Below are 23,501 nucleotides of genomic sequence, written 5' to 3'. Positions count from 1 at the left end.
CGTCCGCTAGTATAAAAAAACACGAGCACACAGAGGAGCCTGGGGCTCCAACCGTGGTATAATTCGCGCCGCTTCGCCAGGCCTGTGCGACACAGCATTTGTCTGACTTTCAAAAACATTCCACGTTACGGAGTTCATTATGGGTTACAAACATATTCAGGTTCCTTCACAAGGTGACAAAATCACCGTCAATGAAGATAACAGCCTGAACGTCCCGGACAACCCCATCATTCCCTATATTGAGGGCGACGGCATTGGTGTAGACATATCCCCCGTTATGATAGACGTTGTCGATGCAGCAATCGAGAGGGCCTACGGCGGGGAAAAGAAAATCTCCTGGATGGAAATTTATACCGGTGAGAAGGCCGCTGAAATGTACGATGGCGACTGGTTCCCCGAGGAGACCCTTGATGCGATTAAAGAGTATCTGGTTGCAATAAAGGGGCCGCTTACCACTCCGGTTGGCGGAGGATTTCGCTCATTGAACGTGGCCCTGCGCCAGGAGCTGGATCTGTATACCTGCCTACGGCCTGTGCGCTGGTTCGAGGGTGTCCCCTCGCCTGTAAAGAATCCGGGTGACTGCAATATGGTCATTTTCCGTGAGAACTCAGAAGACATCTATGCTGGTATCGAGTACCAGGCGGGCACGCCCGAAGCTAAAAAGGTAGTCGATTTTCTTATCAATGAAATGGGTGCGACCAAGATTCGCTTCCCGCAGGAAGTGGGCATAGGGGTCAAGCCCGTATCGGAGGAGGGCACCAAGCGCCTCGTACGCAAGGCTATCCAATACGCTATTGATCAGGACTTGCCGTCAGTAACGCTGGTGCACAAAGGCAATATCATGAAGTTTACCGAAGGCGCCTTTCGCGATTGGGGTTACGAACTTGCCCAGCAGGAATTCGGTGGTGAATTGCTTGATGGCGGACCCTGGGTATCAGTTAAAAACCCCCACTCCGGCAACGAAATAGTGATTAAGGATGTCATCGCCGATGCGATGTTGCAGCAGATCCTCACTCGCCCGCGCGAATACAGCGTGGTCGCTACGCTCAACCTCAACGGTGATTATTTGTCTGATGCGCTGGCAGCCCAGGTCGGCGGTATCGGCATTGCACCGGGAGCGAATCTGTCCGATACCATCGCGCTGTTTGAGGCGACACATGGCACAGCACCGAAGTACGCCGGGCAGGATAAGGTAAACCCCGGTTCCCTCATTCTGTCTGCAGAGATGATGCTGCGGCACCTTGGATGGGGCGAAGCGGCTGACCTGATCATCGACGGGGTCAACGGCGCTATTCAGCAAGGAACAGTAACCTATGATTTCGAGCGCCTTATGGACGATGCGACGTTATTGAGTTGCTCGGAGTTCGGCAAAGCGATCATCAAATCCATGTAGACGTGTCGTTTGCTTTCGGGAAGGGCCCGTGTCGACACGGGCCCTTTTTTTTAATTAAAAAACCCTACGAAAGTCAGGGTTTGATCACTATCTGTACGATCAGTATACGTGTGGCGGCCTGTCAACTGTTCCCCCTCTTGAAAACTCGTATAATGACCCCAGAGTTAACACTGACACCTGATTGGTAAAAACGTTGTGCAACTGATCCAGCAAAACACACAGTGGCGTATGAGTAGTGAAGGGCAGGAGAGTGATTCTGCCGGTGGTCTTGCGCTTGAAGAGTCAAAACCGGAATTAAAAAAGCCGCCTTTGTTTAAGGTCGTGCTATTGAATGATGATTACACACCCATGGAATTTGTGGTCGAGGTGCTTGAAGTTTTTTTCCGAATGAATCGGGAACAGGCAACGCACGTTATGTTGACTGTCCACACGCAGGGTAAGGGCGTCTGCGGTATCTTTACCCGGGACATTGCTGAGACAAAGGCTGCTCAGGTAAATCAATATGCTCGTGAGCAAGAACATCCGCTATTGTGCGAAATAGAGGCTATGGAGGGGTAAAATCCCCGGAGCAATCTTATGCTGAGTAAAGATCTGGAATACACGCTCAACGAGGCCTTCAGAGGTGCGCGGGCGAAACGCCATGAGTTCATGACGGTCGAGCACCTGCTGCTCGCGTTGCTGGAAAATAACGACGCCATCCAGGTGCTGAAGGCATGTGGCGCCGACATCGGGAGCCTGCGAGGTGATCTTGTGGAGTTTGTTGATGCGACAACGCCTCTCATTCCCGAGGACGAAGACGAGCGCGATACCCAGCCTACACTCGGGTTTCAACGGGTTCTGCAGCGAGCTGTGTTTCATGTGCAGTCATCCGGGAAAAGCGAGGTAACAGGCGCCAACGTTTTAGTTGCTATTTTCAGTGAACAGGAAAGTCAGGCGGTATTTTTCCTCAAAGCGCAGAATGTTGCCCGCTTGGATGTCGTCAACTTCATGACGCACGGCATTTCAAAAGTCGGGGGCGAGGGTGAGTCAGCAGAGCCCAGCCAGCAAATGGGTGAGGAGGGTGGCGCTGCTGAAGGCGAGGGAAACCCGCTGGATAGTTTTGCGACAAACCTTAACCTGGAGGCGCAGGAGGGGCACATTGATCCCCTGATTGGCCGTGTTGACGAGGTTGAGCGTGTGGCTCAGATATTGGCACGACGACGTAAGAACAATCCATTACTGGTTGGTGAATCAGGTGTAGGCAAGACCGCGATAGTGGAGGGACTGGCTAAAAAGATCGTCGAGGGCGATGTGCCTGAGATATTGCAGGACGCAGTCGTATTTTCGCTCGATCTCGGTGCGCTGCTTGCAGGCACCAAGTACCGGGGTGATTTTGAAAAACGTTTCAAAGGGCTTCTTTCTGAACTCAAAAATCGTGATAACGCCATCTTGTTTATCGATGAAATCCACACGATCATTGGTGCTGGGGCCGCATCCGGCGGTGTCATGGACGCAAGTAACCTGCTTAAGCCCTTGCTGACAACGGGTAAATTACGTTGTATCGGCTCGACTACCTTTACCGAATACCGCGGGATTTTTGATAAAGACAAGGCGCTTAGCCGGCGTTTTCAGAAAATTGACGTGATGGAGCCCAGCGCAGACGACGCTTACAAGATTCTTAAAGGACTTAAGTCGCGTTTTGAAGAGCATCACGGGCTGCGCTACACCGACAGAGCCTTGCGGGTAGCAACTGATCTATCTGATCGTTATATCGCTGATCGTTTGTTGCCTGACAAGGCTATCGATGTGATCGACGAGGCGGGGGCTTATCAACAGCTGCTGTCTCCGTCGAAGCGAAAAAAAGTGATTGGCGTTGGCGATATCGAGGCGGTAGTTGCCAAGATTGCTCGCATACCGCCAAAGTCGGTCAGCTCAGACGACAAGGAAACGCTACAAAAACTCGAGCAGAATCTGCAAATGGTCGTTTTTGGCCAGGAGCAGGCGATAAGCAGTCTTACCACGTCTATCAAGCTAGCAAGGGCGGGCCTGCGCGGCGGTGATAAACCCATTGGTTCTTTCCTGCTCGCTGGACCCACCGGCGTGGGAAAAACAGAGGTGACCCGACAGTTAGCGCTGCAACTGGGGTTGGAGCTGATCCGCTTTGATATGTCCGAATATATGGAGCGCCATACCGTATCGCGATTGATCGGGGCCCCCCCCGGTTATGTGGGTTTTGATCAGGGAGGGTTGCTGACCGATGCGGTGACTCAACATCCGCATGCAGTGGTGCTGCTCGACGAGATCGAAAAAGCGCACCCTGATGTTTTTAATCTGCTACTGCAGGTAATGGATCACGGGACACTGACAGACAACAACGGCCGGCAGGCTGATTTTCGACACGTTATCCTGATAATGACAACCAATGCGGGAGCGGAAAGTATAAGCCGCCGGTCTATCGGTTTTACGTCGCAGGACCACAGCAGCGATGCGATGGAGGCGATTAACAAAATGTTCACGCCAGAGTTCAGGAATCGTCTTGATTCTGTGGTGCAGTTCCAGGCGTTGCCAGAGGATGTCATCCTTACCGTTGTCGACAAATTTCTAACCGAGTTGCAAGCTCAGCTGGATGAGAAACGCGTTACTCTCGATGTAGATGAAGACGCGCGCCGGTGGCTGGTAGAGAAGGGTTACGATATTCATATGGGAGCGCGCCCCATGGAGCGTGTGATACAGGAGCACATCAAGAAGCCATTGGCCGAGCTTGTATTATTTGGTTCGCTGGCCCGCTCAGGTGGTGTCGCCAAGGTGCGGCTCAACCTGGCGCAGGACGAACTTGAGGTAACGACAGAAGAGGAAAAAGAAGTCGAGCTGCAGGGGGAGTAACCGCGATTAGCGCTCGCGGTAGGTAATGCGTCCCTTCGACAAGTCATAGGGCGTGAGTTCAACACGCACCTTGTCTCCAGTCAGTATGCGAATATAGTTCTTTCGCATTTTTCCGGAGATATGAGCAGTCACTACGTGTCCGTTTTCTAGTTGTACCCTGAAGGTTGTGTTGGGGAGGGTATCGATAACCTCACCTTCCATTTCAATCTGATCTTCTTTGGCCATTGGCTGGCAGTTCCTACATTATGAAAGGTGCGCATTTTGCCTCAAAGTGACCGCGAGCGCCATAGTGCGGTGTAACAGGTTATCTCTGGCAAGATAATCGCGTGTCTAGATCAGATCGCCCCAGCGACTGTTCTTATAGACCTGCAGAGGGCGATACTCAGATTTGTATGCCATTTTTTGGCAATCCCTTATCCAGTAGCCTAAGTACAGGTAGTCCAACCCCAGTAGCTTAGCCTGCTCTATTTGCCAAAGAATTGCGAAGACGCCCAGACTACGGCGATCTGCATCAGGATCGAAAAAAGTATAAATAGCGGAAAAACCGTCTTCCAACCTATCGACCACGGCAACGGCGACCAGCTGACCTTTGTCGTAAAAGCGAAAATACAGGGTGCAATCCCAGACACTATTGAGAAAGCCTTCATATTGCTCCCGATCTGGCGGGTACATATCGCCATCCGAATGTCGCTGGGTGATATAGCGGTAGTAAAGGTCGAAAGCCTCATTGTCATTAATGGCCTCAGTGCGGATGACCTGCAGGTCCTGGTTGCGTCGCCAGATCCGTTTTTGGCCGCGGCGCGGCGCAAATTCCTGAGTAGGTATACGCGAAGGAATGCAGGCATTGCATCGCGCGCAGTGTGGGCGATAAATATGGTTACCACTGCGGCGAAAGCCAAGAACCGACAGACGGCTGTACAATTTTTGATCAACAGGCTGGCGCGGATCGACAAACAATGTCGTCGCCTCCTGATCCTGCAGGTAACTGCAGCTGTGGGGGTAGGTCGTATAGACCTTGAGATCCCGCAGGGATGATGTCACAACAAACCTCCGCAGTTGTCGGGCAGGCACCAGATCCTGCGATCAACTTCGTCACCCACAGTTTGCGCAAGACGCTCTTCGAAGTCCAGTCGGCGAATGCCGCGCGCGCCCAGCGAAGTCAGGTGAGGGTTTTCAAGCTGGCAGTCAATCATGTGAAAGTCACCGCGGCGCATTATGTCAACAAGCGCAACCAGGGCTACTTTCGAGGCGTCAGTTTCCAGGCTAAACATGGATTCGCCGAAAAACACGCGGCCCAAGCAGACCCCGTAAAGCCCGCCTACCAGTGTTCCCTCTGGATTAGTCACCTCGACGGAATGTGCGATCCCTTCCCGATTCAGTTGGCTGTAGGCGGCCAACATCTCTCGGTCTATCCATGTTCCGGTTGAGCCTTTCCTGGGCGCCGCACAAGCTTGCATGACTGCACTGAACGCCTGGTCGACGTGTAAGCCGAAGTGGTCCTTGCGCAGTGTGCGGCGCAAGCTCCGAGAGACATGTAACTTGTCCGGGAATAGCACAAACCGCGGGTCGGGCGTCCACCAGAGAACGGGCTGTGGGTTCTCGTACCAGGGAAAGATACCCCTGCGGTAGGCTGCGAGAAGTCTCTCGGTGGAGAGTTCCCCGCCGTAAGCAAGCAGTCCGTTGGGATGGTCAAGGGCCCGGGAAGAGGGTGGAAATTCGATCTCCTTGCCCAGGCGGGTGAGGTCATCCATGCGAGGTGATTAAAGTGCGTCCAGATATTTTTCCGCGTCCAGGGCGGCCATACATCCGAAGCCGGCCGAGGTCACTGCTTGTCGATAGATATGATCCGCGACATCGCCAGCCGCAAACACACCGGGCACACTGGTCGTTGTGGCATTGCCCTCGGTGCCGCTATGAATAGTCAGGTAGCCGTCGGCCATATCGACGTGGTCTGAGAATATCTCCGTGTTGGGTTTGTGGCCAATAGCGATGAAAACACCCGACAACTCGACGCGCGTTACCGTATCGTCCTTAAGGGATTTTATATCCATACCGGTCACGCCGCTGTCGTCACCAACAATTTCCTCCAGCGTATGATCCCACATAATGGAAACCTTACCCTCTTTTTCTCGGGCAAAGAGGCGGTCTTGCAGGACCTTTTCTGCGCGCAGAGCGTCGCGTCGATGCACCAAGATGACCTCTGAGGCGATATTGGATAAGTACAGTGCCTCCTCGACAGCCGTGTTCCCGCCTCCGATCACCGCGACGCGCTGGTTTCGATAAAAAAAGCCGTCACATGTGGCGCACGCACTCACGCCCTTGCCAGCGAACGTCTCTTCGCTGGCAAGACCGAGATACTGCGCAGATGCCCCGGTGGCAATAATGAGAGCATCACAGCTATAACGGGCAGTTCCCTTTAGCAAAAAGGGGCGCACACTGAGGTCTACCTCGTCTATATGATCAAAAAGAACCTGAGCATCAAAGCGCTCAACATGCGCCTGCATTTGCTGCATAAGTTCGGGGCCCTGTAGCTCCGCATGCCCACCGGGCCAGTTTTCGACTTCTGTTGTCGTCGTCAGTTGTCCGCCCTGCTGGATGCCGGTGATAACGACCGGCTTGAGGTTGGCGCGAGCGGCGTATACCGCTGCGGTGTACCCCGCGGGGCCGCTGCCGAGGATGATCAGGCGGTGGTGCTGGATTTCGCTCATGTAAATTAGTTCCTTGCTATCTGCTGTAGCGGGCGTTTTACCCTGTAGAAGATCTATGTTTTTCCAGTTCCTGTACGCCGTGAATATATCGCATGCACAGGGCCTGCTCGTTCTGTATTGGGGCTGACTATGGTACTTTAAAGAGCAGTCGCGAACAAAGGTGATATTGCTATTAAATGTTCTGTATAACTCTTTGAAATAAATAGCAAATAGCGCCATAATAATTTCTCGCTATAAACCTGATAGACGTCTCCCGCTGCGGGCTTTTCATTCACAGCAAAGAGACGCGAGGACCAGTAACGACGTGCCCAAGAGTACAAACGCAGAGAGTTTCATGGCCCCGCGCCTGCGCGAGGGCGCATTTATCTGCGTCTCGGCCGTCTGCCTGTACCTGATGATTGCGCTGCTGACTTATAGCAATCGTGATCCCGGTTGGTCCTCGACTGGCACAGGTGGCAGCACTAACAATTTGGGAGGGCCCACCGGCGCGTGGCTCGCTGACGTATTTTTTTCCCTGGTGGGCTATGCCGCATACCTGTTTCCCCTCTTGCTCGCCTATCGTGCTGTCATCTTGTTATTACACCGCGCACAAGAGAAGGGTTTTGACTGGACCACCTTCGGCATAAGAGCTTTGGGTCTGGTGCTTGTGATGATCGCCGGGACAGCATTGGCGGCAATGAATGATGTGGGTGTCCCCGGGGGGCTTCCCCAGGGGAGTGGCGGGATTCTGGGTCAGGCCATCGGTGGCGGCTTTACCGCCGCGTTCAGTGAAGTCGGAAGTCGCCTTATCCTGCTCGCGATATTCCTGTTTGGAATCACTATTTTCACCGACCTGAGTTGGATGACGCTTTCGGAAAAAATTGGCGCCTACAGTATTCGCTTCTATGGTCTCGCACGCACGCGTATCTCGACTGCACTGGAAAACTACCGCGACTCACGCGAGCGTGAAAAGGCGGTAGAAGCTCGCAAGCTGGTTATCACCGAGCATGTAGAGAAAGAAAAGAAGCGCCCACCGCCAAAAATTAAATCATTGAAAAAAACCATAGAAAAAGGCGATCGGGTAGAGCGAGAGAAACAGCAGCCATTATTTGAGGCACCCGCTACGGGTGATCTTCCCAGGCTTGAATTGCTCGACGAACAGGTTAAGGACCCCAGCCTTGGATTTTCTAAAGAAGCATTGGAGAGTATCTCCAAGTTGCTCGAATTGAAGCTCCTCGATTTCGGTGTGTCCGCAGAAGTCACGGCAGTTTATCCAGGGCCAGTGGTTACTCGCTTTGAAATACAGCCCGCTGCCGGAGTCAAGGTATCGCGTATATCAAACCTCGCGAAGGATCTGGCCCGCTCCCTCGCAGTCATCAGTGTGCGAGTGGTAGAGGTCATCCCGGGCAAATCGGTCGTAGGGGTCGAGATACCCAACGAGCACAGGGAAATTGTTAACTTTCGTGAAGTGCTCTCATCGAAGGCGTTCGAAGAATCTAAATCCGCACTGACACTCGCGCTGGGGCACGATATTTCAGGGCAGCCTGTGGTGGCCGACCTTGCAAAGATGCCTCATTTGCTGGTCGCCGGGACGACTGGCTCCGGTAAGTCGGTGGGTGTTAACTCCATGTTGCTCAGTTTGCTTTACAAATCTGGGCCTGCAGACGTGCGGCTGATTCTGGTTGACCCGAAGATGCTGGAGTTATCGGTTTATGATGGCGTGCCGCACCTCCTCACGCCCGTCATCACTGACATGAAGGATGCGGCCAATGGGCTGCGGTGGTGTGTGGCCGAAATGGAGCGGCGCTATAAGTTGATGGCGGCACTGGGTGTAAGAAACCTGTCCGGCTACAACCGCAAGATTGAAGAAGCGGCGAAAACCGGCTCACCGATTCCCGACCCAATCTGGCAGGCTCAGCCGACGTTGGAGCAATCGGAATCGGAGCAGACTCCTCCGGACCTTGAAAAACTCCCAAGCATCGTGGTTGTTATTGACGAGTTTGCCGACATGATGATGATCGTAGGCAAAAAGGTCGAACAACTGATAGCGCGGATTGCACAGAAAGCTCGCGCGGCCGGTATACATCTTATTCTGGCGACCCAGCGACCGTCTGTTGACGTCATTACCGGGCTTATCAAGGCGAATGTGCCGACGCGGATTGCGTTTCAGGTCTCTTCCAAGGTCGATTCGCGCACGATCCTGGATCAGGGCGGTGCTGAACAACTACTGGGGCACGGTGACATGCTATATCTGCCTCCCGGGAGTGGTGTACCGAACCGAGTACATGGTGCATTTTGTAGTGATGAAGAAGTACACAGGGTCGTGGCCGACTGGAAGCAGCGTGGAGATCCGCTTTATATCGATGGCTTGCTTGATGAAGGTAGCAGTACAGCGGTAACACCGTCGGAACTGCAGTCCGAGGCGTCCTCTGATGGCGACGAGGAGAGCGATGCGCTGTATGACGAGGCTGTGCATTATGTCACCCAGAGTCGCAGAGCCTCCATTTCTTCGGTACAGCGTAAACTGCGGATAGGCTACAACCGCGCCGCTAGACTGATAGAGGCAATGGAGTCTGCGGGTGTGGTAACAGAAATGGGTAGCAACGGACAGCGGGAAGTGCTCGCGCCTCCTCCGCCGGAATCCTGATGGGGAAGCGTATGAAAAGCCTGTCGTTCACACTGCTGCTAACAGGTTTTTCTTGCCTGAGTTTTGCACAGTCATCCAGTCCGGACAATGCGATTGATGCGCTGCTCGATGCACTGGCCCCTCTGGATCAATTGCAGGGCGAATTTACACAACGCCAATACGGGTCACGGGGCGAGCTACTGACTGAGTCCGGCGGCACGTTTCGTCTTTTGCGCCCGGGCTATTTTTCATGGGAGATACAACAGCCCGATCGGCAGCTGATTATTGCCGGACCGGAATACCTTTGGCACCATGATCGCGATCTCGAGACGGCAACCCGACGACCAGTTACCACGGGAGCAGAGTGGACGCCCTTACAAATACTGGGCGGCGACGGCAGTGCGCTGCGGGAAAACTTTGCGGTGGTGCAATTGGAGCCGGGTCGTTTCGAGCTAACCCCACTGACGCCCCAGATGGGCTTCAAGCAGCTTAATCTTACTCTCGATGCGGACTCTCTCAGGCAGATGGTGATTCACGATACGCTGGATCAATCTGTGGTTATTGATTTTTTTCTCGCTGATAGTGCAGTCACGCTGACAGCCTCGGATTTTGCTTTTAATCCTCCCGCTGAAGCTGACCTGTTTTACCATGACGAATGACCTCTTCGAGGCGAGCGAATCGGGTTCAACAGACACGGACCACGGATACCAGCCCCTTGCCGCGCGAATGCGACCGGATACACTTGACGACTACGTTGGTCAGCGGCATCTGCTAGCCACAGGTAAACCTTTACGGCGAGCCATCGACAATCGACAGTTACACTCTATGATTCTCTGGGGTCCGCCTGGGGTGGGGAAGACCACATTGGCGAGAATCGCTGCGGAGCATGCCAATGCGCAATTTATACAGCTGTCAGCTGTTCTCAGCGGCGTAAAGGATATACGTGAAGCAATCCACGTGGCACGGCAACAAAAAAGCCTGGGGCGCGATACTGTGCTGTTTGTGGACGAGGTGCATCGTTTTAATAAATCTCAACAAGATGCATTCTTGCCCCATGTCGAAGACGGCACCATTATTTTCATTGGCGCTACTACCGAAAACCCCTCGTTTGAACTAAACAATGCGCTCCTTTCCCGCACCCGGGTGTACAAACTACGTCCACTTGAAATGGCAGAAGTGGAGGGCGTATTACGCTGTGGGCTGGCGATGCTCGGTGATGTTTTCAGTGCCGATAGCGGCTGCCTAGCGCGCATTGCACGAGAGGCCGACGGCGACGCTCGACGCGGTTTGAATGTGCTTGAACTTGCCACGGACCTGTCACAGGGCGGGCGAATCACACAAGCCACCCTTGATGAAGTACTACAGGCCTCTCTTCGGCGTTTCGATAAGGGAGGGGATCTGTTCTACGACCATATCAGCGCCTTGCACAAGGCGGTGCGCGGAAGCTCACCCGATGGAGCCCTGTACTGGTTTTGCCGTATGCTCGACGGAGGCTGCGACCCTCTTTACGTTGCGCGCCGCGTAGTGCGCATGGCCAGTGAGGATATTGGCAACGCCGATCCGAGAGCGCTCAGTCTCGCATTGGACGCGTGGCAAGTGCAGGAAAGATTGGGCAGTCCAGAGGGTGAACTTAGCGTTGCCCAGGCTGTGCTCTATCTCGCATGTGCGCCCAAAAGTAATGCAGCCTACAGCGCTTTCGGGGCGGCACAGGCCGATGTGGCCGCGGGCGGCACCGAAGAGGTTCCGCTGCATTTGCGCAATGCGCCGACAGAACTGATGAAATCGATGGAGCATGGGGCAGGGTATCGTTATGCCCACGACGAGCCCCAGGCGTATGCCGCGGGAGAGAGTTATCTGCCCGAAAGTCTCAAGGATCGGCGCTATTATTATCCTGTGGACCGCGGTCTCGAGCAAAAGATTCAGAAAAAGCTTGATGATCTGCGGCAGCGCGACAAAACAAGTACAATACGCCGCTACGACTGAGGCGGTCTGCTGACATGAAATACCTGATATTTGTTGCAGTTGGGGGGGCTTCAGGCGCTCTTGCCCGTCACCTGCTGGCCAACTGGATACACTCGCTGTGGGAAGGAGAGATACCCGTAGGCACACTCCTGGTTAATGTAGTGGGATCCGCGGCAATTGGCGTCATGTATGTGCTGATTATGGAACGCCAAATGATTCATACGGATTGGCGTGAGGTGGTCATGGTTGGTTTTCTCGGAGCTTTTACAACGTTTTCTACGTTCTCGCTGGAAACGATCGTGCTATTCGAGGCTGGACATACATTGCATGCTATTGGATACATGCTCGGCAGTGCGGTTCTCTGCGTCGTGATGGCGGGCCTAGCCATACAGCTAACGAGAGTGCTTGCATAAATCCATAACTGGCTTTAATTCAATTTTTTTGACAGGAAAATAGGGATGTTGGATATCAAGGCGGTGAGGCAAGACCCCGAAGAGATCGCCACGGCGCTGGCGGCACGGGGATTTACATTCGATGTTGAGCTGTTCAGGTCGCTGGATGCGAGACGTAAAAAAGCCGATATGGAAAGCCAGAGCCTGGCCGCAGAACGAAAACGGTCATCAAAGCAAATCGGTACTCTGGTGGGACAGGGCATGAATGTTGATGATGCCAAGGCCCAGGTTAACGAGACTCTGGAAAAAATAGCCTCTCAACTGGATGAGCAGACCGCTCGAGCCAAAGTGGTGCAGGCTGAGCTAGATGAACTCCTGCTCGCCACGCCCAACCTGCCTGCGAAAGAGGTTCCACTCGGAAGCAGCGAAGAAGATAACCACGAAGTGCTGCGTTGGTCCGTACCGCCAGTGTTTGAATTTGAACCAAAGGACCATGTGGCACTGGGAGAATCTCTGAGCCTGCTCGATAGCGAAACCGCTGGCAAGATCACGGGTTCGCGGTTTACCGTCTTGTATGGACCGTTGGCTCGGCTTCACAGAGCGCTAATACAGTTTATGTTAGATGTGCAAACCAGGCAGCATGGCTATGAAGAGGTCTATGTACCTTACATAGTGAATCGAGAATCGCTGCAGGGTACGGGTCAGTTGCCCAAGTTTGAGGAAGATTTATTCAAGCTTCGTACTGATCAAGAGCTTTATCTGATACCAACGGCAGAGGTGCCGGTAACTAATATCGCCCGCGACCGTATTTTCGAGGACACAGAATTGGGCGAGTTCGGCGTCCGCTATACCTGCCATACGCCCTGTTTTCGCAGTGAGGCGGGCAGTTATGGTAAGGACACTCGGGGTATGATTAGGCAACATCAATTTGAAAAGGTCGAATTGGTGCAAATGGTGCGCCCGAATCAGTCAGAGCGTGCGCTGGAGGAGCTCACAGGGCATGCCGAGATTATCCTGCAGATGCTCGAGTTACCCTACCGCAAGGTGATCCTGTGTGCAGGCGACCTTGGCTTCTCTGCAAAGAAAACCTACGACCTGGAGGTTTGGCTCCCTGCGCAGAGCGCCTACCGTGAAATATCTTCATGCAGCCTGTACGGCGACTACCAGGCACGACGTATGCGGGCACGGTGGCGCAATCCGGCAACCGGTAAACCGGAGCTGCTGCATACCTTGAACGGTTCAGGGCTAGCCGTAGGGCGAACACTCGTTGCGTTACTGGAAAACGGCCAGCGACAGGACGGTAGCATTACTATTCCTGAGGTGTTGCAACCCTACATGGGTGGCCTCAGCGAGATCAGGAACTGAAGCCTTGGAGTACCTCCCTGTCTGTCTGAAACTCACTGACGCACCGGTGCTGCTCGTGGGTGGGGGAGTGATCGCAACGCGCAAGGCAAGGCTGCTGCTGCGAGCGGGTGCCAGCCTCACGGTGGTTGCCCCCGATATCACCCAGGAGCTTGAATCCCTGCTCGACCAAAACGGCGGGACGTGGCACGAGACGGAGTATCGGGAGTCGCATCTGAATGGAAAGCAGCTCGTGGTGGCTGCGACGCCGGAAAAGCGCGTCAACGAGCGAGTGTACCTTCATGCGTGCGCACAGGCCATTCAGGTTAACGTGGTCGACGCGCCTCAGCTGTGTACCTTTATCTTTCCCTCGATAGTCGATCGTGACCCACTTGTCGTCGCGATTACCAGCAGTGGACGCAGTCCCGTTCTGGCACGAATATTGAGACGCAATATCGAGGCTTTACTGCCCGCTGCCTACGGTGAACTTGCTCGCTTTGCCGGGCGCTTTCGCGAAAATGTAAAGGCGAAGCTGCCGGCAGACAGCGCCCGCCGCCTGTTTTGGGAGAAGATGCTTGAAGGCACGGTAGCCGAACAGGTATTCGCCGGACGCCTGCAGGACGCAGAAACCCAACTACTGGATCACCTGGAGGGAGTGGAGAGATGTTCAGGTGAGGTCTACCTGGTGGGTGCGGGGCCCGGGGACCCGGATCTTTTGACCTTCAAAGCAGCTCGTCTACTGCAATGTGCGGACGTCGTTCTTTATGACAGACTGGTTTCGCAGGAGGTAGTTGACATGGCCCGCAGAGATGCCGAGAGAATCTACGTGGGCAAGCGCAGGGCTGACCACAGCGTCGCGCAGCAGGACATCAACCAATTACTTGTAGATCTCGCCATGGAGGGGAAGCGTGTCGTGCGCTTAAAAGGAGGAGATCCGTTTATCTTTGGTCGCGGCGGTGAAGAAATTGAATTACTGGCGCGACAGGGCATACCCTTTCAGGTCGTACCGGGAGTGACTGCCGCCAATGGCGCCGCTTGCTATGCGGGTATCCCGCTGACGCATCGTGACTATGCTCAGTCAGTTCGATTTGTTGCCGGTTATCTTAAGGGTGACAAAGTTGAGCATGACTGGGCCAGTCTGCAATCGGATTCTGAAACGCTGGTTTTTTACATGGGCTTGATGGGATTGCGTGTGATTTGTGAACAGCTACAAGCGCACGGTCGGGCAGCAGATACCCCGGTTGCTTTGATCGAGCAGGGCACACGAATGACGCAGCGTGTTCTAACAGGCACACTTGAGAGCATTGTTGGGATCGTGGAACGCGAGCGCCCGGCTGCACCCACGTTGATCATTGTCGGCCCTGTTGTAAAGCTCCATGCTACGTTGTCCTGGTTTGGTCAGACCGCAGGCAGTGAGCGATGATGGCGCGGTGTCTATCGCTGGAGTGCGAAACGCTCGTTCGATAGCAGAAGCATATCAATTAGCACGTGTCCTGCCTCAATCAGCAGCACGTCAGTTTCGTCATCTTCCTCGACCTCAATCTCGCTGTCGTGGGTTGCGACCGCGTCCTCCTCTTCGGGATTCTTCTCCAAAGATGTCAGCAACTCCTCACCCTGCGCTTTGCGTCGCTTGTTTTCAATGGCCAGTGCTTTTTCTTCCTGACCATTGCGCAAGGCGATGCGCGCCTCCTCGTTGAGAGGCAGGAATTTTAGCTCTCGCGTCTCCTGCGCCAAATCCACCTGATCTTCCAGGAAAATGAACTCAGGGTTTTTGCCGCTTCGCTGATGGAACAAGTCTTTGAGGTCGGGCAAAATAGGCGCAAAATTGTCGTATTTCATATGCCTGATGGGGCTAATCTTGTCCCAGCTCAAGGCGTGGTCAAGCGAGCTTTCCCCTATCTCAGTCGTATCAAAGACCGACGGGAACGACACATCGGGTACCACGCCTCGATGCTGCGTGCTTTCACCGGATATGCGATAAAATTTGCTTTCAGTGATCTTGAGCTGCCCCTCTGTCAGTGGAACGAGTGTCTGCACTGTGCCCTTGCCGAAGGACCTGTCGCCCACCACAATAGCGCGTTCGTAATCCTGCATAGCACCGGCAAAAATTTCCGAAGCAGACGCGCTGAGCCGATTAACCAGAACCACAAGCGGGCCGTCGTAGTAGGATGACTTGAGGCGTTTTCCGTCTCGCCAAACGCGGCGGGAGGAGTGTCGTATCTGCACGGTTGGACCATACTCGATAAATAAGCCAGTTAACTCATTCGCTTCCTGTAGCGAGCCGCCGCCGTTATTGCGCAAATCGACTATAATGCCTTCCACTCCGGCTTCTTCCAGCTCGCCCAGCAGGCGCTTGACGTCCCTCGTCGTACTTTTGTAATTTTCCTCGCCCCGTCGCATTGCGTCGAAATCGATATAAAACGCAGGCACATCGATAACGCCGATCCGAGTAATCTTATCTCCCTGCGGTATCTCCAGCACTTTCTTTTGGGCCGCCTGTTCCTCCAGTTTTACGGTGTTACGAACAATCGTTATTGTCTTGCGTTCGTCTGTTGATTTAGACTTCGCAGGGATCACCTCAAGCCGAACAGTGGTTCCCTTGGGACCGCGGATCAACTCCACCACCTCATCGAGACGCCAGCCAATGATGTCCTGCATAGCGCCTTCCAGGTCTTGTCCAACCGCGACAACTCGGTCCGATGGTTGCAAAGCTCCTTGCTTATCGGCCGGACCTTTAGCGACCAGACTCGATATTTTCGTATACTCATCGTCTTTCTGCAGTACTGCGCCAATGCCTTCGAGAGATAAGCTCATGTTGATGTTAAAGTTTTCTGTCGTACGCGGTGAAAGGTAGTTGGTGTGAGGGTCATATAGCTCGGTCAGTGCGTTCGCGTATATCTGGAACACATCCTGGCTATTATACTGTTTGACGTTTCTCAACTGCGCTGCGTACCGCTTCTCGAGTGTCGGAACAATCTCCTCCGCGGGCTTCTTTGCCATTTTCAGACCCAACACCTGATTTTTCAGTTGCTTGCGCCAGCGATCATCGAGCTGTGCCTGCGTCTTAGCCCATTGTCGTGTTTCTAAATCCAACGAATAATTTTCGTCGACACTGAAGTCCAGCGCCGCTGCGGTTTGTGGCAGTGTGTCTATAAGTGATTCGAGGCGACTCCGCAGTCGCTCGTGATAGCGATTGAAAATGGCAAAACCCGCGTCCAGCTTGCCTTGCTTCAGGTGGTCATCCATTACCGATCTGTACTGATTAAACTCGCTTATATCATCGGCGAAAAAAAACATCTTGCCAGGATCTAAGCTATCAATATAGCTATCCAGGTGCTGCGAGGAGAGTGCGTCATCGTAGCTGAGCTTAGAATAATGTCGCTCCTCAAGCTGTTCCAGCATTTCCACTACAGACTCACGTTGCGTCTTGGTGTGCTCAATCAAGCTCCAGGCAGGCGTACTCAATAGACCTAGCATGCCTGTGAAGAGGGCAACGGTTCCGATGAGCATTTTGTGCGGTACTGTTTTCAAAATATTCCTTAGGTAATGCCTTGCAGTTGTAATTACGGTGGCCATGAGATATTGGACCGCACAAGTGTCGGGATGTTCACACTTCATCTGATAAGCGTTCCGCTAGCATTTATCTCCGGATAGCCTGAAAAGCAGTGCGCGGTTAGTATAGGGCATAGTGCGCTCTAGAGACAGATAACTCATGTCGTTGGGGAGAGGGTAAGAGCGGGATATTTGAAAGTATCCCAGAATAATGTCACACTCTATGGCAATATAGTGTAGCGCGAGCCGCTTTTAGTGTGCGGACGAGATGCGCCGCAACGTGGGCTTGCTTCAACCGGATCAACGGTGATTGTTGAGCGGGGATCCCCGCCGGCGCAAGCCACTGCGCAGGTGCCGGGAGTGCGAGCGAGCCAAGATTAACCGACCGAAAAGGATAATAGATTCTATGAAAACTCGATTAACCGAAATGTTTGGTATTGAGACCCCGATTATTTGTGGGGGCATGATGAGAGTGGGTACAGCCGAACTTGCTGCCGCGGCGTCCAACGCCGGTGCGCTGGGTGTTATGACGGCGTTGACTTGCCCCACGCCGGAGGAACTGGAGCTCGAGATCGAAAAATGCAAGTCGCTCACCAGCAAGCCCTTTGCCGTTAACCTGACGGTTGGCGTCGTGTCGACTGAGATTAGTTACGATGACTACGTCGACGTCATCTGTCGCAGCGGCGTCAAGATCGTGGAAACAGCAGGTCGTAGTCCGGAACCTTTTATGGAGGTATTTAATGCGCACGGCATAAAAGTCATACACAAGTGCGTGGCAGTGCGCCATGCGCTCAAGGCCGAACGTGTTGGTGTTGCTGCGGTGAGTATTGATGGCTTTGAATGTGCGGGCCATCCTGGTGAGGAGGATGTTACCGGTTTGGTTTTAATTCCCGCTGCTGCACAGAGACTCAAGATTCCTGTGGTTGCATCTGGCGGTTTGGCTGACGGCCGCGGCCTCGCTGCGGCACTGGCGCTAGGGGCAGACGGCATCAACATGGGTACTCGCTTTATGGTGACTCAGGAAGCGCCCATACATCACAATATTAAACAAAAAATTGTAGAGATGGACGAAACCCAGACCTCGCTGATTTTTCGCTCATTCCGAAATACGGCGCGGGTGTATGACAACGAGGTTGCACAAAAAGTAGCGGAGATCGAAAAGCAGGGAGGCGATTTTGGTCAGGTGCACGCTCTGGTGTCCGGGAAAAATCAGGACATTGTCTGGACCACCGGTGATATCGACGCTGGAATGGTAACCGTCGGTATGTGCGGTGGTTTGATCAACGATATCCCCACCTGCGCAGAGTTGGTAAGCAACATTGTCGCCGAAGCGGAGGAAGTTATCGACCAGCGGCTCGGGAGTATGACCGCCGCTTAGTTCGGATCGACGCTGTTACTAGCGCCGTGTTTTTACACGAACAAGGGATGTGTGGCGCAGGCTCAAGCTGAACCACTAGCGATTTCGAGGCGTACCTTTAGATGCGCGGAGTCGCTTACATGTCACGGGATCAGCCCAGATTGACTCGACGTGTAGATTCTGGGCGGAAAACATCTATTTGACGTGTGAAGAGCCATTGGGATTCGCACTGCCCTATCGCAACACGCACTTTTAAAGAAAAACACGGCCGAAACGCTATAGCGTTAAGAGTGAGGCCGGATGCTTAGGAACACGCTGCATGGACAAACAGTTTGAGGAGCAGGGGGGCGCAGCCACTATGGACCCGGGCGTTGTTTTGCGCTGGCTTACCTCTCGTGTCATGAGCCATGTTAGCCGCCCAGCGCGACTGGAGCGGGCGCATAGAGCAGCTGAGCGGGCGAGAACGAAGGCAGGTGACCGACACCGGGTGGAATATTTCCATCAGGTTGAGGATGGATACAGTCATCTTGCAGCGCAAATTCTGAAGAGATTAGCAGATCGTTATGACGTCGACTTGATTTGCCACCTCGTCTCAGGGCCTTCCGGTAACAACTCGCCCGAACCGGATCTATTGTTGCAGTTGTCGCGGTATGATGCAGAGAAGGTGGCGGCAGCGTACGGGTTGAGTTTCCCTTCGCACCCGGAGGCGCCCGATCCTGAGCTGGTTTCACTTGCGGAAGGCGTACTAGCCCGCCAAAGCAGTGCAGAATTTGTGGAGCATGCCGAGGCCATTGGCAGCGCGCTGTGGTCGGGTAACAAAGCCGCACTGTTACAGTGTGCCAAGCAATGCGGGCAGGCCGATATTCATGCGGTCCGACAAGGCATTGCAAGCGGCAATGAGCGCTTGCGTGCACTCAAGCACTACTCCTCGGCAATGTTTTATTACGGCGGCGAGTGGTATTGGGGTGTAGATCGGCTATACCATCTCGAACATCGCTTCCGTGAGCTGGGTGTTGACCGAGATGCGGGCAGTCCACCTCTGGTGCCTCGTCCTGTTGAAGCAGGGCAATTAAAGGATAACGGCAGCCTGACACTCGAGTTTTTTCCATCGATGCGCAGTCCGTATACGGCGATCAGCTTTGACCGAACAGTGCAATTGGCGAAAGAGACAGGTGTCAACCTTGTCGTTCGTCCCGTATTGCCCATGGTAATGCGCGGTGTACCTGCAACACGCCAAAAAGGAATGTATATCTTTTCCGATACGGCCCGGGAGGCCGCCGCCGCCGGTGTGCCGTTTGGCAACTTTTATGATCCTATTGGAGACCCTGTGCGCAAAGGATACGCGCTTTATCAATGGGCTTGCGAACAGGGCAGCGGGAATGAGTTCTTTAGTGCTTTTCTGCGGTGTGCCTTTGCCCTCGGAGTTAACCTTAATCGCCCCAAGGGGCTGCAAAAAGCTGTGGAGATGGCCGGATTGAACTGGAGTGCAGCGCAGCATCATACAGATGACGAGTCCTGGGAAGGGTTGCTGGAAGCGAATCGCGGCATGATGTACGAAGCGGGGCTGTGGGGTGTGCCCAGTTTTCGACTAACGGATAAGACAGGTAAAGAATGCCTTGCAATATGGGGTCAGGACAGACTGTGGCTTGTTGCCAGAGAAATTCAGCGACAGTTGTCTTCCGCCGATTAAATTAATCGGACAGAATATTATCAATGAATAGGAGATAGAAAATGGATATACGATTAAGTGAAGAGGACCTTTCTTTTCAGCAGGAGGTTAAATCGTTTCTCGATGAAGCTTGGGACCCTGCATTGCAGGCACGCGTTTCCAAGATCTCTACGATGAAAGAAGGCATGGAAGAGTGGCAGCGGAGACTCTACAAAAAGGGTTGGATGGCGCCGCATTGGCCTGCCGAACACGGTGGTGCAGAGTGGAGTGTTACGCAGAATTTTATCTACAACTCCGAGCGTGCGGCAGCGGGAGCGCCCGAAACAATCTCTTTTGGCGTCACCATGGTCGCCTCGGTCATTCTTGCTTACGGAAGTGATGAGCAAAAAGCGAAGTACTTGCCGCGCATACTGAAAAGCGAAGATTGGTGGTGCCAGGGTTATTCAGAACCGGGAGCGGGTTCAGATCTCGCCTCACTCAAAACTCGGGCAGACCTCGACGGTGACGAGTACGTGATTAACGGCAGTAAGATATGGACAAGCTATGCCCAGTATGCCGACTGGATTTTTTGTCTGGTACGGACAGATAACTCAGGCCGCAAGCAAGAAGGAATCACATTTCTCTTAATCGATATGAATACGCCGGGCATCACTGTGCGCCCCATCGATACCATCGACGGGTTTCATCACCTGAACGAAGTTTTTTTCGACAACGTGCGTGTTCCAGTGGAAAACCGTATCGGCGAAGAGGGTAAGGGATGGACATATGCTAAATCACTGCTTGTTCACGAGCGGCTCTCGATTGCTGAAGTAGCCAGTTCCGTACGCGCTCTTAGCTTGCTGAAAGACGAAGCGCGTGAACAAGTGAACGGAGGACATTCCTTGCTGCAAGACCCTGTGTTTGCGAAGCGCTTGGCAGATGTTGAGATTGAGCTTATGGCCCTTGAGTACACTGAACTGCGCGCACTGGCTGCTATTGCCGAGGGCAATGAGCCAGGTCCTGAGTCCTCGTTGCTGAAGCTGCAAGGCACAGAAATTCAGCAGACCATTCAAGAGCTACGCATGGACGTTGCGGGCTACATGAGCGGCACACTTGGCCGTAATGAAAGGGAGCTGGAGGTTGGCGACGATATCCGCAAACTGTATTTCCGAGGACGTGCATCGTCAATTTACGGTGGCTCGAACGAAATTCAGAAAAACATTACTGCCAAATATGTCCTTGGCCTGAAGGGGTAGAACAATGAATTTTAACCTAAGTGAAGAGCAGAGCCTTATCAAAGACGGAATCGCCCGTTTTGTCGCAGAGAACTGCAGTTTAGAGCAGCGTAATGACGCAATCGCTATGGACAATGGGTTTAGCCGGGAAAACTGGCAGCAGTTTGCCGAGCTTGGCTGGCTGTCTATACCCTTCGCCGAGGAGCACGGCGGTTTCGGCGGTGGTCCGGTCGATACAATGGTCATCATGCAGGAGTTCGGCCGGGGGCTTGTTGCTGAGCCTTATCTGGCTACTGTACTTCTGTTCGGTGGCCTACTTCAGGAAGCTGCGAACACTGCGCTGCAAGAGAAGTACCTCCCGGCGATCATAGGTGGTGATCTGCAGGGCGCCCTTGCCTATCTGGAACCGCAGAGTCGCTATGAGTTGACAGATATTCTTACTAAAGCAACTCGAGAGGGCGATAGCTGGGTGATTAACGGTGAGAAAAACGTGGTATTAAATGGCGGCGCAGCAGAGAAAATTATCGTTACCGCGCGTACCAGTGGCGGTCAGTCAGACCGAGAGGGTGTGAGTTTGTTTCTGGTAGACGCAGGCGCCAGCGGCCTGTCGCGCGAATGTTATCCCATGAATGATGGGCAGGAGGCTGCGGATATCCAGCTTGTTAACGTCAGTGCAGAAGCGCTTCTCGGAGAAGTCGATGAAGGATACGCGGCCATGGCAGTTGTAGTCGACCAGGCTCGGCTCGCCATTTGTGCACACGCGCTGGGATTGATGGAAGCGTTGAATGCGCAGACGCTCGACTACTGCAAGACAAGAGAGCAGTTTGGCACCACAATTGGTAGTTTCCAGGCGCTGCAGCATCGCCTCGTCGATATGTTTGGTGCCTGCGAGAACGTCAAGTCCCTGCTATTCAGAGCAGTGTGCACCGCGCAGGAGCATAGTGACGATGCCCAGCGTAGCCTGTTGGCGCTCAAAACAATGTCAGGCCGTGCCGGCAAGCTTATCGGCGGCGAGGCTATTCAGTTGCACGGTGGCATGGGCGTGACGAACGAATTGTCCGTGGGATTTTATGTTAAGCGTTTGATGCTACTTAACAACCTGCTTGGCGATTCAGATCATCATCAGCGATTATTCGCCGAATTGGAAAATAACACGCCAGCGGGTGATGCGCGCGCAGCGTGAACCGCTGCAGCGTTGTCTGGAAAAGTACAACCGCTACCTGCCGGTGGACGCTGTAGCATTACCTGCATGGGCTCAGGCAGTCGACACGCGACGAGGAATGGCGCAGCGTATGATCAGTACTGCGATCCGTTTTCGTCGGTGCATCCGGCCAGCGGCTTGCAAAGCGCAGCCCGTTAGTGGGCGGGCAGGGCTACATTCCCTCAGCAGTTATAATGATTTCTGTGGATCCAGAGGGCAGGGAGATAGCGGTGCCATCCTCACTGACAGTATAGTTTGGAAAAATGTCATCAACACCCTCTACCCATGCGGCCTCCATGCCCGGGAAGATGAGAGGTGGTACCACGTGATAATAAACAAGGTGTCCGACGCCTGCTTCTCTGGCGGTTTCGGCAGCCTCTACTGGCGAAGCGTGATAATCAAGAATGTCGAACGTAATCTTGGCGAGCACCTCGTTGCCAACCTTTTTCGCCGTTTCATGCATAATCATTACAAGGTCATGGGACAAAGCCTCATGCAGCAACAAGTCAACGCCCTGCGAAAAATGTTCGAGATTAGCAGATTGGGCCGTATCGCCGCTGATCATGAGCGAGCGGTCTTTGTAGGTGAATAAATAGGCAACGGCAGGCCGCACTGGGTCATGTTCAACGGCCAAAGCCTGTATTTTCAATGCGCCATCTTCATACACGGTGATCAGCGAGCCCTCAGGGGGCGAAGGAAAAGGGGCAGCATTCATGCCTGCACCCTTTAGAGGCGCTACGAGGTCGGTGTGATGCTCGTTGCGATAAATTTCGTCCTGTGCGTAGGCAGTGTTAAAACCCTCAACTACGGCTTGGACGCCCTCTGGCCCTATGACGGGCAGGGGTGAGGTATTGGCACCGTTCACCCAGCGAATCGTTGCCATTTCACCCAGCCCATCAATATGGTCCGAGTGAAAGTGAGTGAGCAATACGGCTTGTATATCGCCAACGGGGTACCCTAAAGTTACGAGATTGCGCAGGCCATTCGTTCCTGCATCTACAACAAAGAACTTTTCGCCCGCGATCACGCCGATACACGGTCCAGAGCGATTGGAGGAGGGTAATGGCCCTCCAGCGCCACAAACAACGACATGTAAGCCATCTTCAAGATCGTCGATCGCGTTCGAGGTCATCCGTGCCTCGGCACCCCGGGCCATTATGGTCTTGGCAATAGGCCCGCGCTGGTTGTAAACAAAAGCAGCAGCAAGCAAAAGCATGACAAAGGTAAATATAAGCTTTTTCATAG

The 23,501-nt window shown here is 53.6% G+C and carries 19 protein-coding genes; 13 read left to right on the top strand and 6 right to left on the bottom strand.

The genetic code is table 11. From position 1 onward, the window contains the following. Positions 1-139 precede the first annotated feature (139 nt). The 3 genes from icd (at position 140) to clpA (ending at position 4,255) form a co-directional block, all read left to right on the top strand. Positions 140-1,393, top strand: coding sequence for an NADP-dependent isocitrate dehydrogenase (gene icd, locus EYC82_RS03930; protein WP_279248243.1), 1,254 nt, complete (start codon positions 140-142; stop codon positions 1,391-1,393). Positions 1,394-1,621: 228 nt separating this feature from the next. Beyond that, positions 1,622-1,951, top strand: coding sequence for an ATP-dependent Clp protease adapter ClpS (gene clpS / locus EYC82_RS03925; protein WP_279250648.1), 330 nt, complete (start codon positions 1,622-1,624; stop codon positions 1,949-1,951). 18 nt (positions 1,952-1,969) lie between these two features. Next, positions 1,970-4,255 carry an ATP-dependent Clp protease ATP-binding subunit ClpA gene (clpA, locus tag EYC82_RS03920; protein WP_279248242.1) on the top strand — a complete coding sequence of 762 codons (2,286 nt, stop codon included), beginning with the start codon at positions 1,970-1,972 and terminating at the stop codon, positions 4,253-4,255. Positions 4,256-4,261: 6 nt separating this feature from the next. Here clpA and infA read toward each other — a convergent pair whose 3' ends face one another. The 4 genes from infA to trxB form a co-directional block, all read right to left on the bottom strand. Then, a complete protein-coding gene (gene infA / locus EYC82_RS03915) occupies positions 4,262-4,480 on the bottom strand; it encodes a translation initiation factor IF-1 (protein ID WP_148063084.1) in 219 nt (72 codons plus the stop codon). A 105-nt stretch (positions 4,481-4,585) separates the two neighbouring features. Further along, the gene (locus EYC82_RS03910) at positions 4,586-5,296 is read right to left on the bottom strand and encodes an arginyltransferase (RefSeq protein ID WP_279248241.1); all 711 of its coding nucleotides are present in this window, start codon (positions 5,294-5,296) and stop codon (positions 4,586-4,588) included. Beyond that, positions 5,293-6,006, bottom strand: coding sequence for a leucyl/phenylalanyl-tRNA--protein transferase (gene aat, locus EYC82_RS03905; RefSeq protein WP_279248240.1), 714 nt, complete (start codon positions 6,004-6,006; stop codon positions 5,293-5,295). The genes EYC82_RS03910 and aat overlap by 4 nt, the downstream gene beginning before the upstream one ends. Before the next feature lie 9 nt (positions 6,007-6,015). Then, positions 6,016-6,963 (bottom strand): thioredoxin-disulfide reductase, encoded by a 948-nt coding sequence (gene trxB / locus EYC82_RS03900; protein WP_279248239.1) that lies wholly within the window; start codon positions 6,961-6,963, stop codon positions 6,016-6,018. A 334-nt stretch (positions 6,964-7,297) separates the two neighbouring features. Between trxB and EYC82_RS03895 the strand changes: the two genes are divergently transcribed. The 6 genes from EYC82_RS03895 to cysG are packed head-to-tail and all read left to right on the top strand — an operon-like array spanning position 7,298 to position 14,686. Next, positions 7,298-9,589 carry a DNA translocase FtsK gene (locus tag EYC82_RS03895; protein WP_279250647.1) on the top strand — a complete coding sequence of 764 codons (2,292 nt, stop codon included), beginning with the start codon at positions 7,298-7,300 and terminating at the stop codon, positions 9,587-9,589. 11 nt (positions 9,590-9,600) lie between these two features. Then, complete coding sequence (gene lolA, locus EYC82_RS03890; RefSeq protein ID WP_279248238.1) at positions 9,601-10,227, top strand: outer membrane lipoprotein periplasmic chaperone LolA; 627 nt, start codon at positions 9,601-9,603, stop codon at positions 10,225-10,227. Then, positions 10,217-11,551, top strand: a complete 1,335-nt coding sequence (locus EYC82_RS03885; RefSeq protein WP_279248237.1) for a replication-associated recombination protein A — start codon at positions 10,217-10,219, stop codon at positions 11,549-11,551. The genes lolA and EYC82_RS03885 overlap by 11 nt, the downstream gene beginning before the upstream one ends. A gap of 14 nt (positions 11,552-11,565) precedes the next feature. Next, a complete protein-coding gene (gene crcB / locus EYC82_RS03880) occupies positions 11,566-11,943 on the top strand; it encodes a fluoride efflux transporter CrcB (protein WP_279248236.1) in 378 nt (125 codons plus the stop codon). A gap of 45 nt (positions 11,944-11,988) precedes the next feature. Further along, entirely contained in the window at positions 11,989-13,287 is a 1,299-nt protein-coding gene (gene serS / locus EYC82_RS03875) for a serine--tRNA ligase (RefSeq protein WP_279248235.1), read from the top strand. A gap of 4 nt (positions 13,288-13,291) precedes the next feature. Continuing rightward, the gene (cysG, locus tag EYC82_RS03870; RefSeq protein ID WP_279248234.1) at positions 13,292-14,686 is read left to right on the top strand and encodes a siroheme synthase CysG; all 1,395 of its coding nucleotides are present in this window, start codon (positions 13,292-13,294) and stop codon (positions 14,684-14,686) included. Between the two features lie 11 nt (positions 14,687-14,697). Here the strand turns inward: cysG and EYC82_RS03865 are convergent, their stop codons facing one another. Then, on the bottom strand, positions 14,698-16,794 hold the full coding sequence (locus EYC82_RS03865) for a carboxy terminal-processing peptidase (protein ID WP_341475049.1): 2,097 nt from the start codon (positions 16,792-16,794) through the stop codon (positions 14,698-14,700). A gap of 427 nt (positions 16,795-17,221) precedes the next feature. Between EYC82_RS03865 and EYC82_RS03860 the strand changes: the two genes are divergently transcribed. The 4 genes from EYC82_RS03860 (at position 17,222) to EYC82_RS03845 (ending at position 22,238) form a co-directional block, all read left to right on the top strand. Next, positions 17,222-18,193, top strand: coding sequence for an NAD(P)H-dependent flavin oxidoreductase (locus EYC82_RS03860; protein ID WP_279248233.1), 972 nt, complete (start codon positions 17,222-17,224; stop codon positions 18,191-18,193). A 298-nt stretch (positions 18,194-18,491) separates the two neighbouring features. Next, positions 18,492-19,862: a DsbA family protein gene (locus EYC82_RS03855; RefSeq protein ID WP_279248232.1), complete on the top strand. Its 1,371-nt coding sequence runs from the start codon at positions 18,492-18,494 to the stop codon at positions 19,860-19,862. A gap of 41 nt (positions 19,863-19,903) precedes the next feature. After that, positions 19,904-21,076 carry an acyl-CoA dehydrogenase family protein gene (locus EYC82_RS03850; RefSeq protein ID WP_279248231.1) on the top strand — a complete coding sequence of 391 codons (1,173 nt, stop codon included), beginning with the start codon at positions 19,904-19,906 and terminating at the stop codon, positions 21,074-21,076. Positions 21,077-21,080: 4 nt separating this feature from the next. Further along, positions 21,081-22,238: an acyl-CoA dehydrogenase family protein gene (locus tag EYC82_RS03845; RefSeq protein ID WP_279248230.1), complete on the top strand. Its 1,158-nt coding sequence runs from the start codon at positions 21,081-21,083 to the stop codon at positions 22,236-22,238. 190 nt (positions 22,239-22,428) lie between these two features. On the opposite strand, the gene EYC82_RS03840 is transcribed toward EYC82_RS03845, so the two are convergent. Further along, positions 22,429-23,499 (bottom strand): MBL fold metallo-hydrolase, encoded by a 1,071-nt coding sequence (locus tag EYC82_RS03840; RefSeq protein ID WP_279248229.1) that lies wholly within the window; start codon positions 23,497-23,499, stop codon positions 22,429-22,431. Between the last annotated feature and the right edge of the window lie 2 nt (positions 23,500-23,501).

This window comes from Candidatus Marimicrobium litorale (genome assembly GCF_026262645.1).
In the GTDB taxonomy this organism is placed as follows: domain Bacteria; phylum Pseudomonadota; class Gammaproteobacteria; order Pseudomonadales; family Halieaceae; genus Marimicrobium; species Marimicrobium litorale.
This window is presented reverse-complemented; position numbering and strand designations above follow the sequence as displayed.

What these genes read in the sequence shown, in the direction of transcription:
- EYC82_RS03895 (WP_279250647.1), top strand. Translation starts at nt 7,298, where the DNA reads ATGGCCCCGCGCCTGCGCGAGGGCGCATTTATCTGCGTCTCGGCCGTC.
- clpS (WP_279250648.1), top strand. Translation starts at nt 1,622, where the DNA reads ATGAGTAGTGAAGGGCAGGAGAGTGATTCTGCCGGTGGTCTTGCGCTT.
- infA (WP_148063084.1), bottom strand. Translation starts at nt 4,480, where the DNA reads ATGGCCAAAGAAGATCAGATTGAAATGGAAGGTGAGGTTATCGATACC.
- aat (WP_279248240.1), bottom strand. Translation starts at nt 6,006, where the DNA reads ATGGATGACCTCACCCGCCTGGGCAAGGAGATCGAATTTCCACCCTCT.
- EYC82_RS03855 (WP_279248232.1), top strand. Translation starts at nt 18,492, where the DNA reads ATGGACAAACAGTTTGAGGAGCAGGGGGGCGCAGCCACTATGGACCCG.
- lolA (WP_279248238.1), top strand. Translation starts at nt 9,601, where the DNA reads ATGAAAAGCCTGTCGTTCACACTGCTGCTAACAGGTTTTTCTTGCCTG.
- EYC82_RS03840 (WP_279248229.1), bottom strand. Translation starts at nt 23,499, where the DNA reads ATGAAAAAGCTTATATTTACCTTTGTCATGCTTTTGCTTGCTGCTGCT.
- icd (WP_279248243.1), top strand. Translation starts at nt 140, where the DNA reads ATGGGTTACAAACATATTCAGGTTCCTTCACAAGGTGACAAAATCACC.
- EYC82_RS03845 (WP_279248230.1), top strand. Translation starts at nt 21,081, where the DNA reads ATGAATTTTAACCTAAGTGAAGAGCAGAGCCTTATCAAAGACGGAATC.
- serS (WP_279248235.1), top strand. Translation starts at nt 11,989, where the DNA reads ATGTTGGATATCAAGGCGGTGAGGCAAGACCCCGAAGAGATCGCCACG.
- crcB (WP_279248236.1), top strand. Translation starts at nt 11,566, where the DNA reads ATGAAATACCTGATATTTGTTGCAGTTGGGGGGGCTTCAGGCGCTCTT.
- clpA (WP_279248242.1), top strand. Translation starts at nt 1,970, where the DNA reads ATGCTGAGTAAAGATCTGGAATACACGCTCAACGAGGCCTTCAGAGGT.
- EYC82_RS03885 (WP_279248237.1), top strand. Translation starts at nt 10,217, where the DNA reads ATGACGAATGACCTCTTCGAGGCGAGCGAATCGGGTTCAACAGACACG.
- trxB (WP_279248239.1), bottom strand. Translation starts at nt 6,963, where the DNA reads ATGAGCGAAATCCAGCACCACCGCCTGATCATCCTCGGCAGCGGCCCC.
- EYC82_RS03860 (WP_279248233.1), top strand. Translation starts at nt 17,222, where the DNA reads ATGAAAACTCGATTAACCGAAATGTTTGGTATTGAGACCCCGATTATT.
- EYC82_RS03850 (WP_279248231.1), top strand. Translation starts at nt 19,904, where the DNA reads ATGGATATACGATTAAGTGAAGAGGACCTTTCTTTTCAGCAGGAGGTT.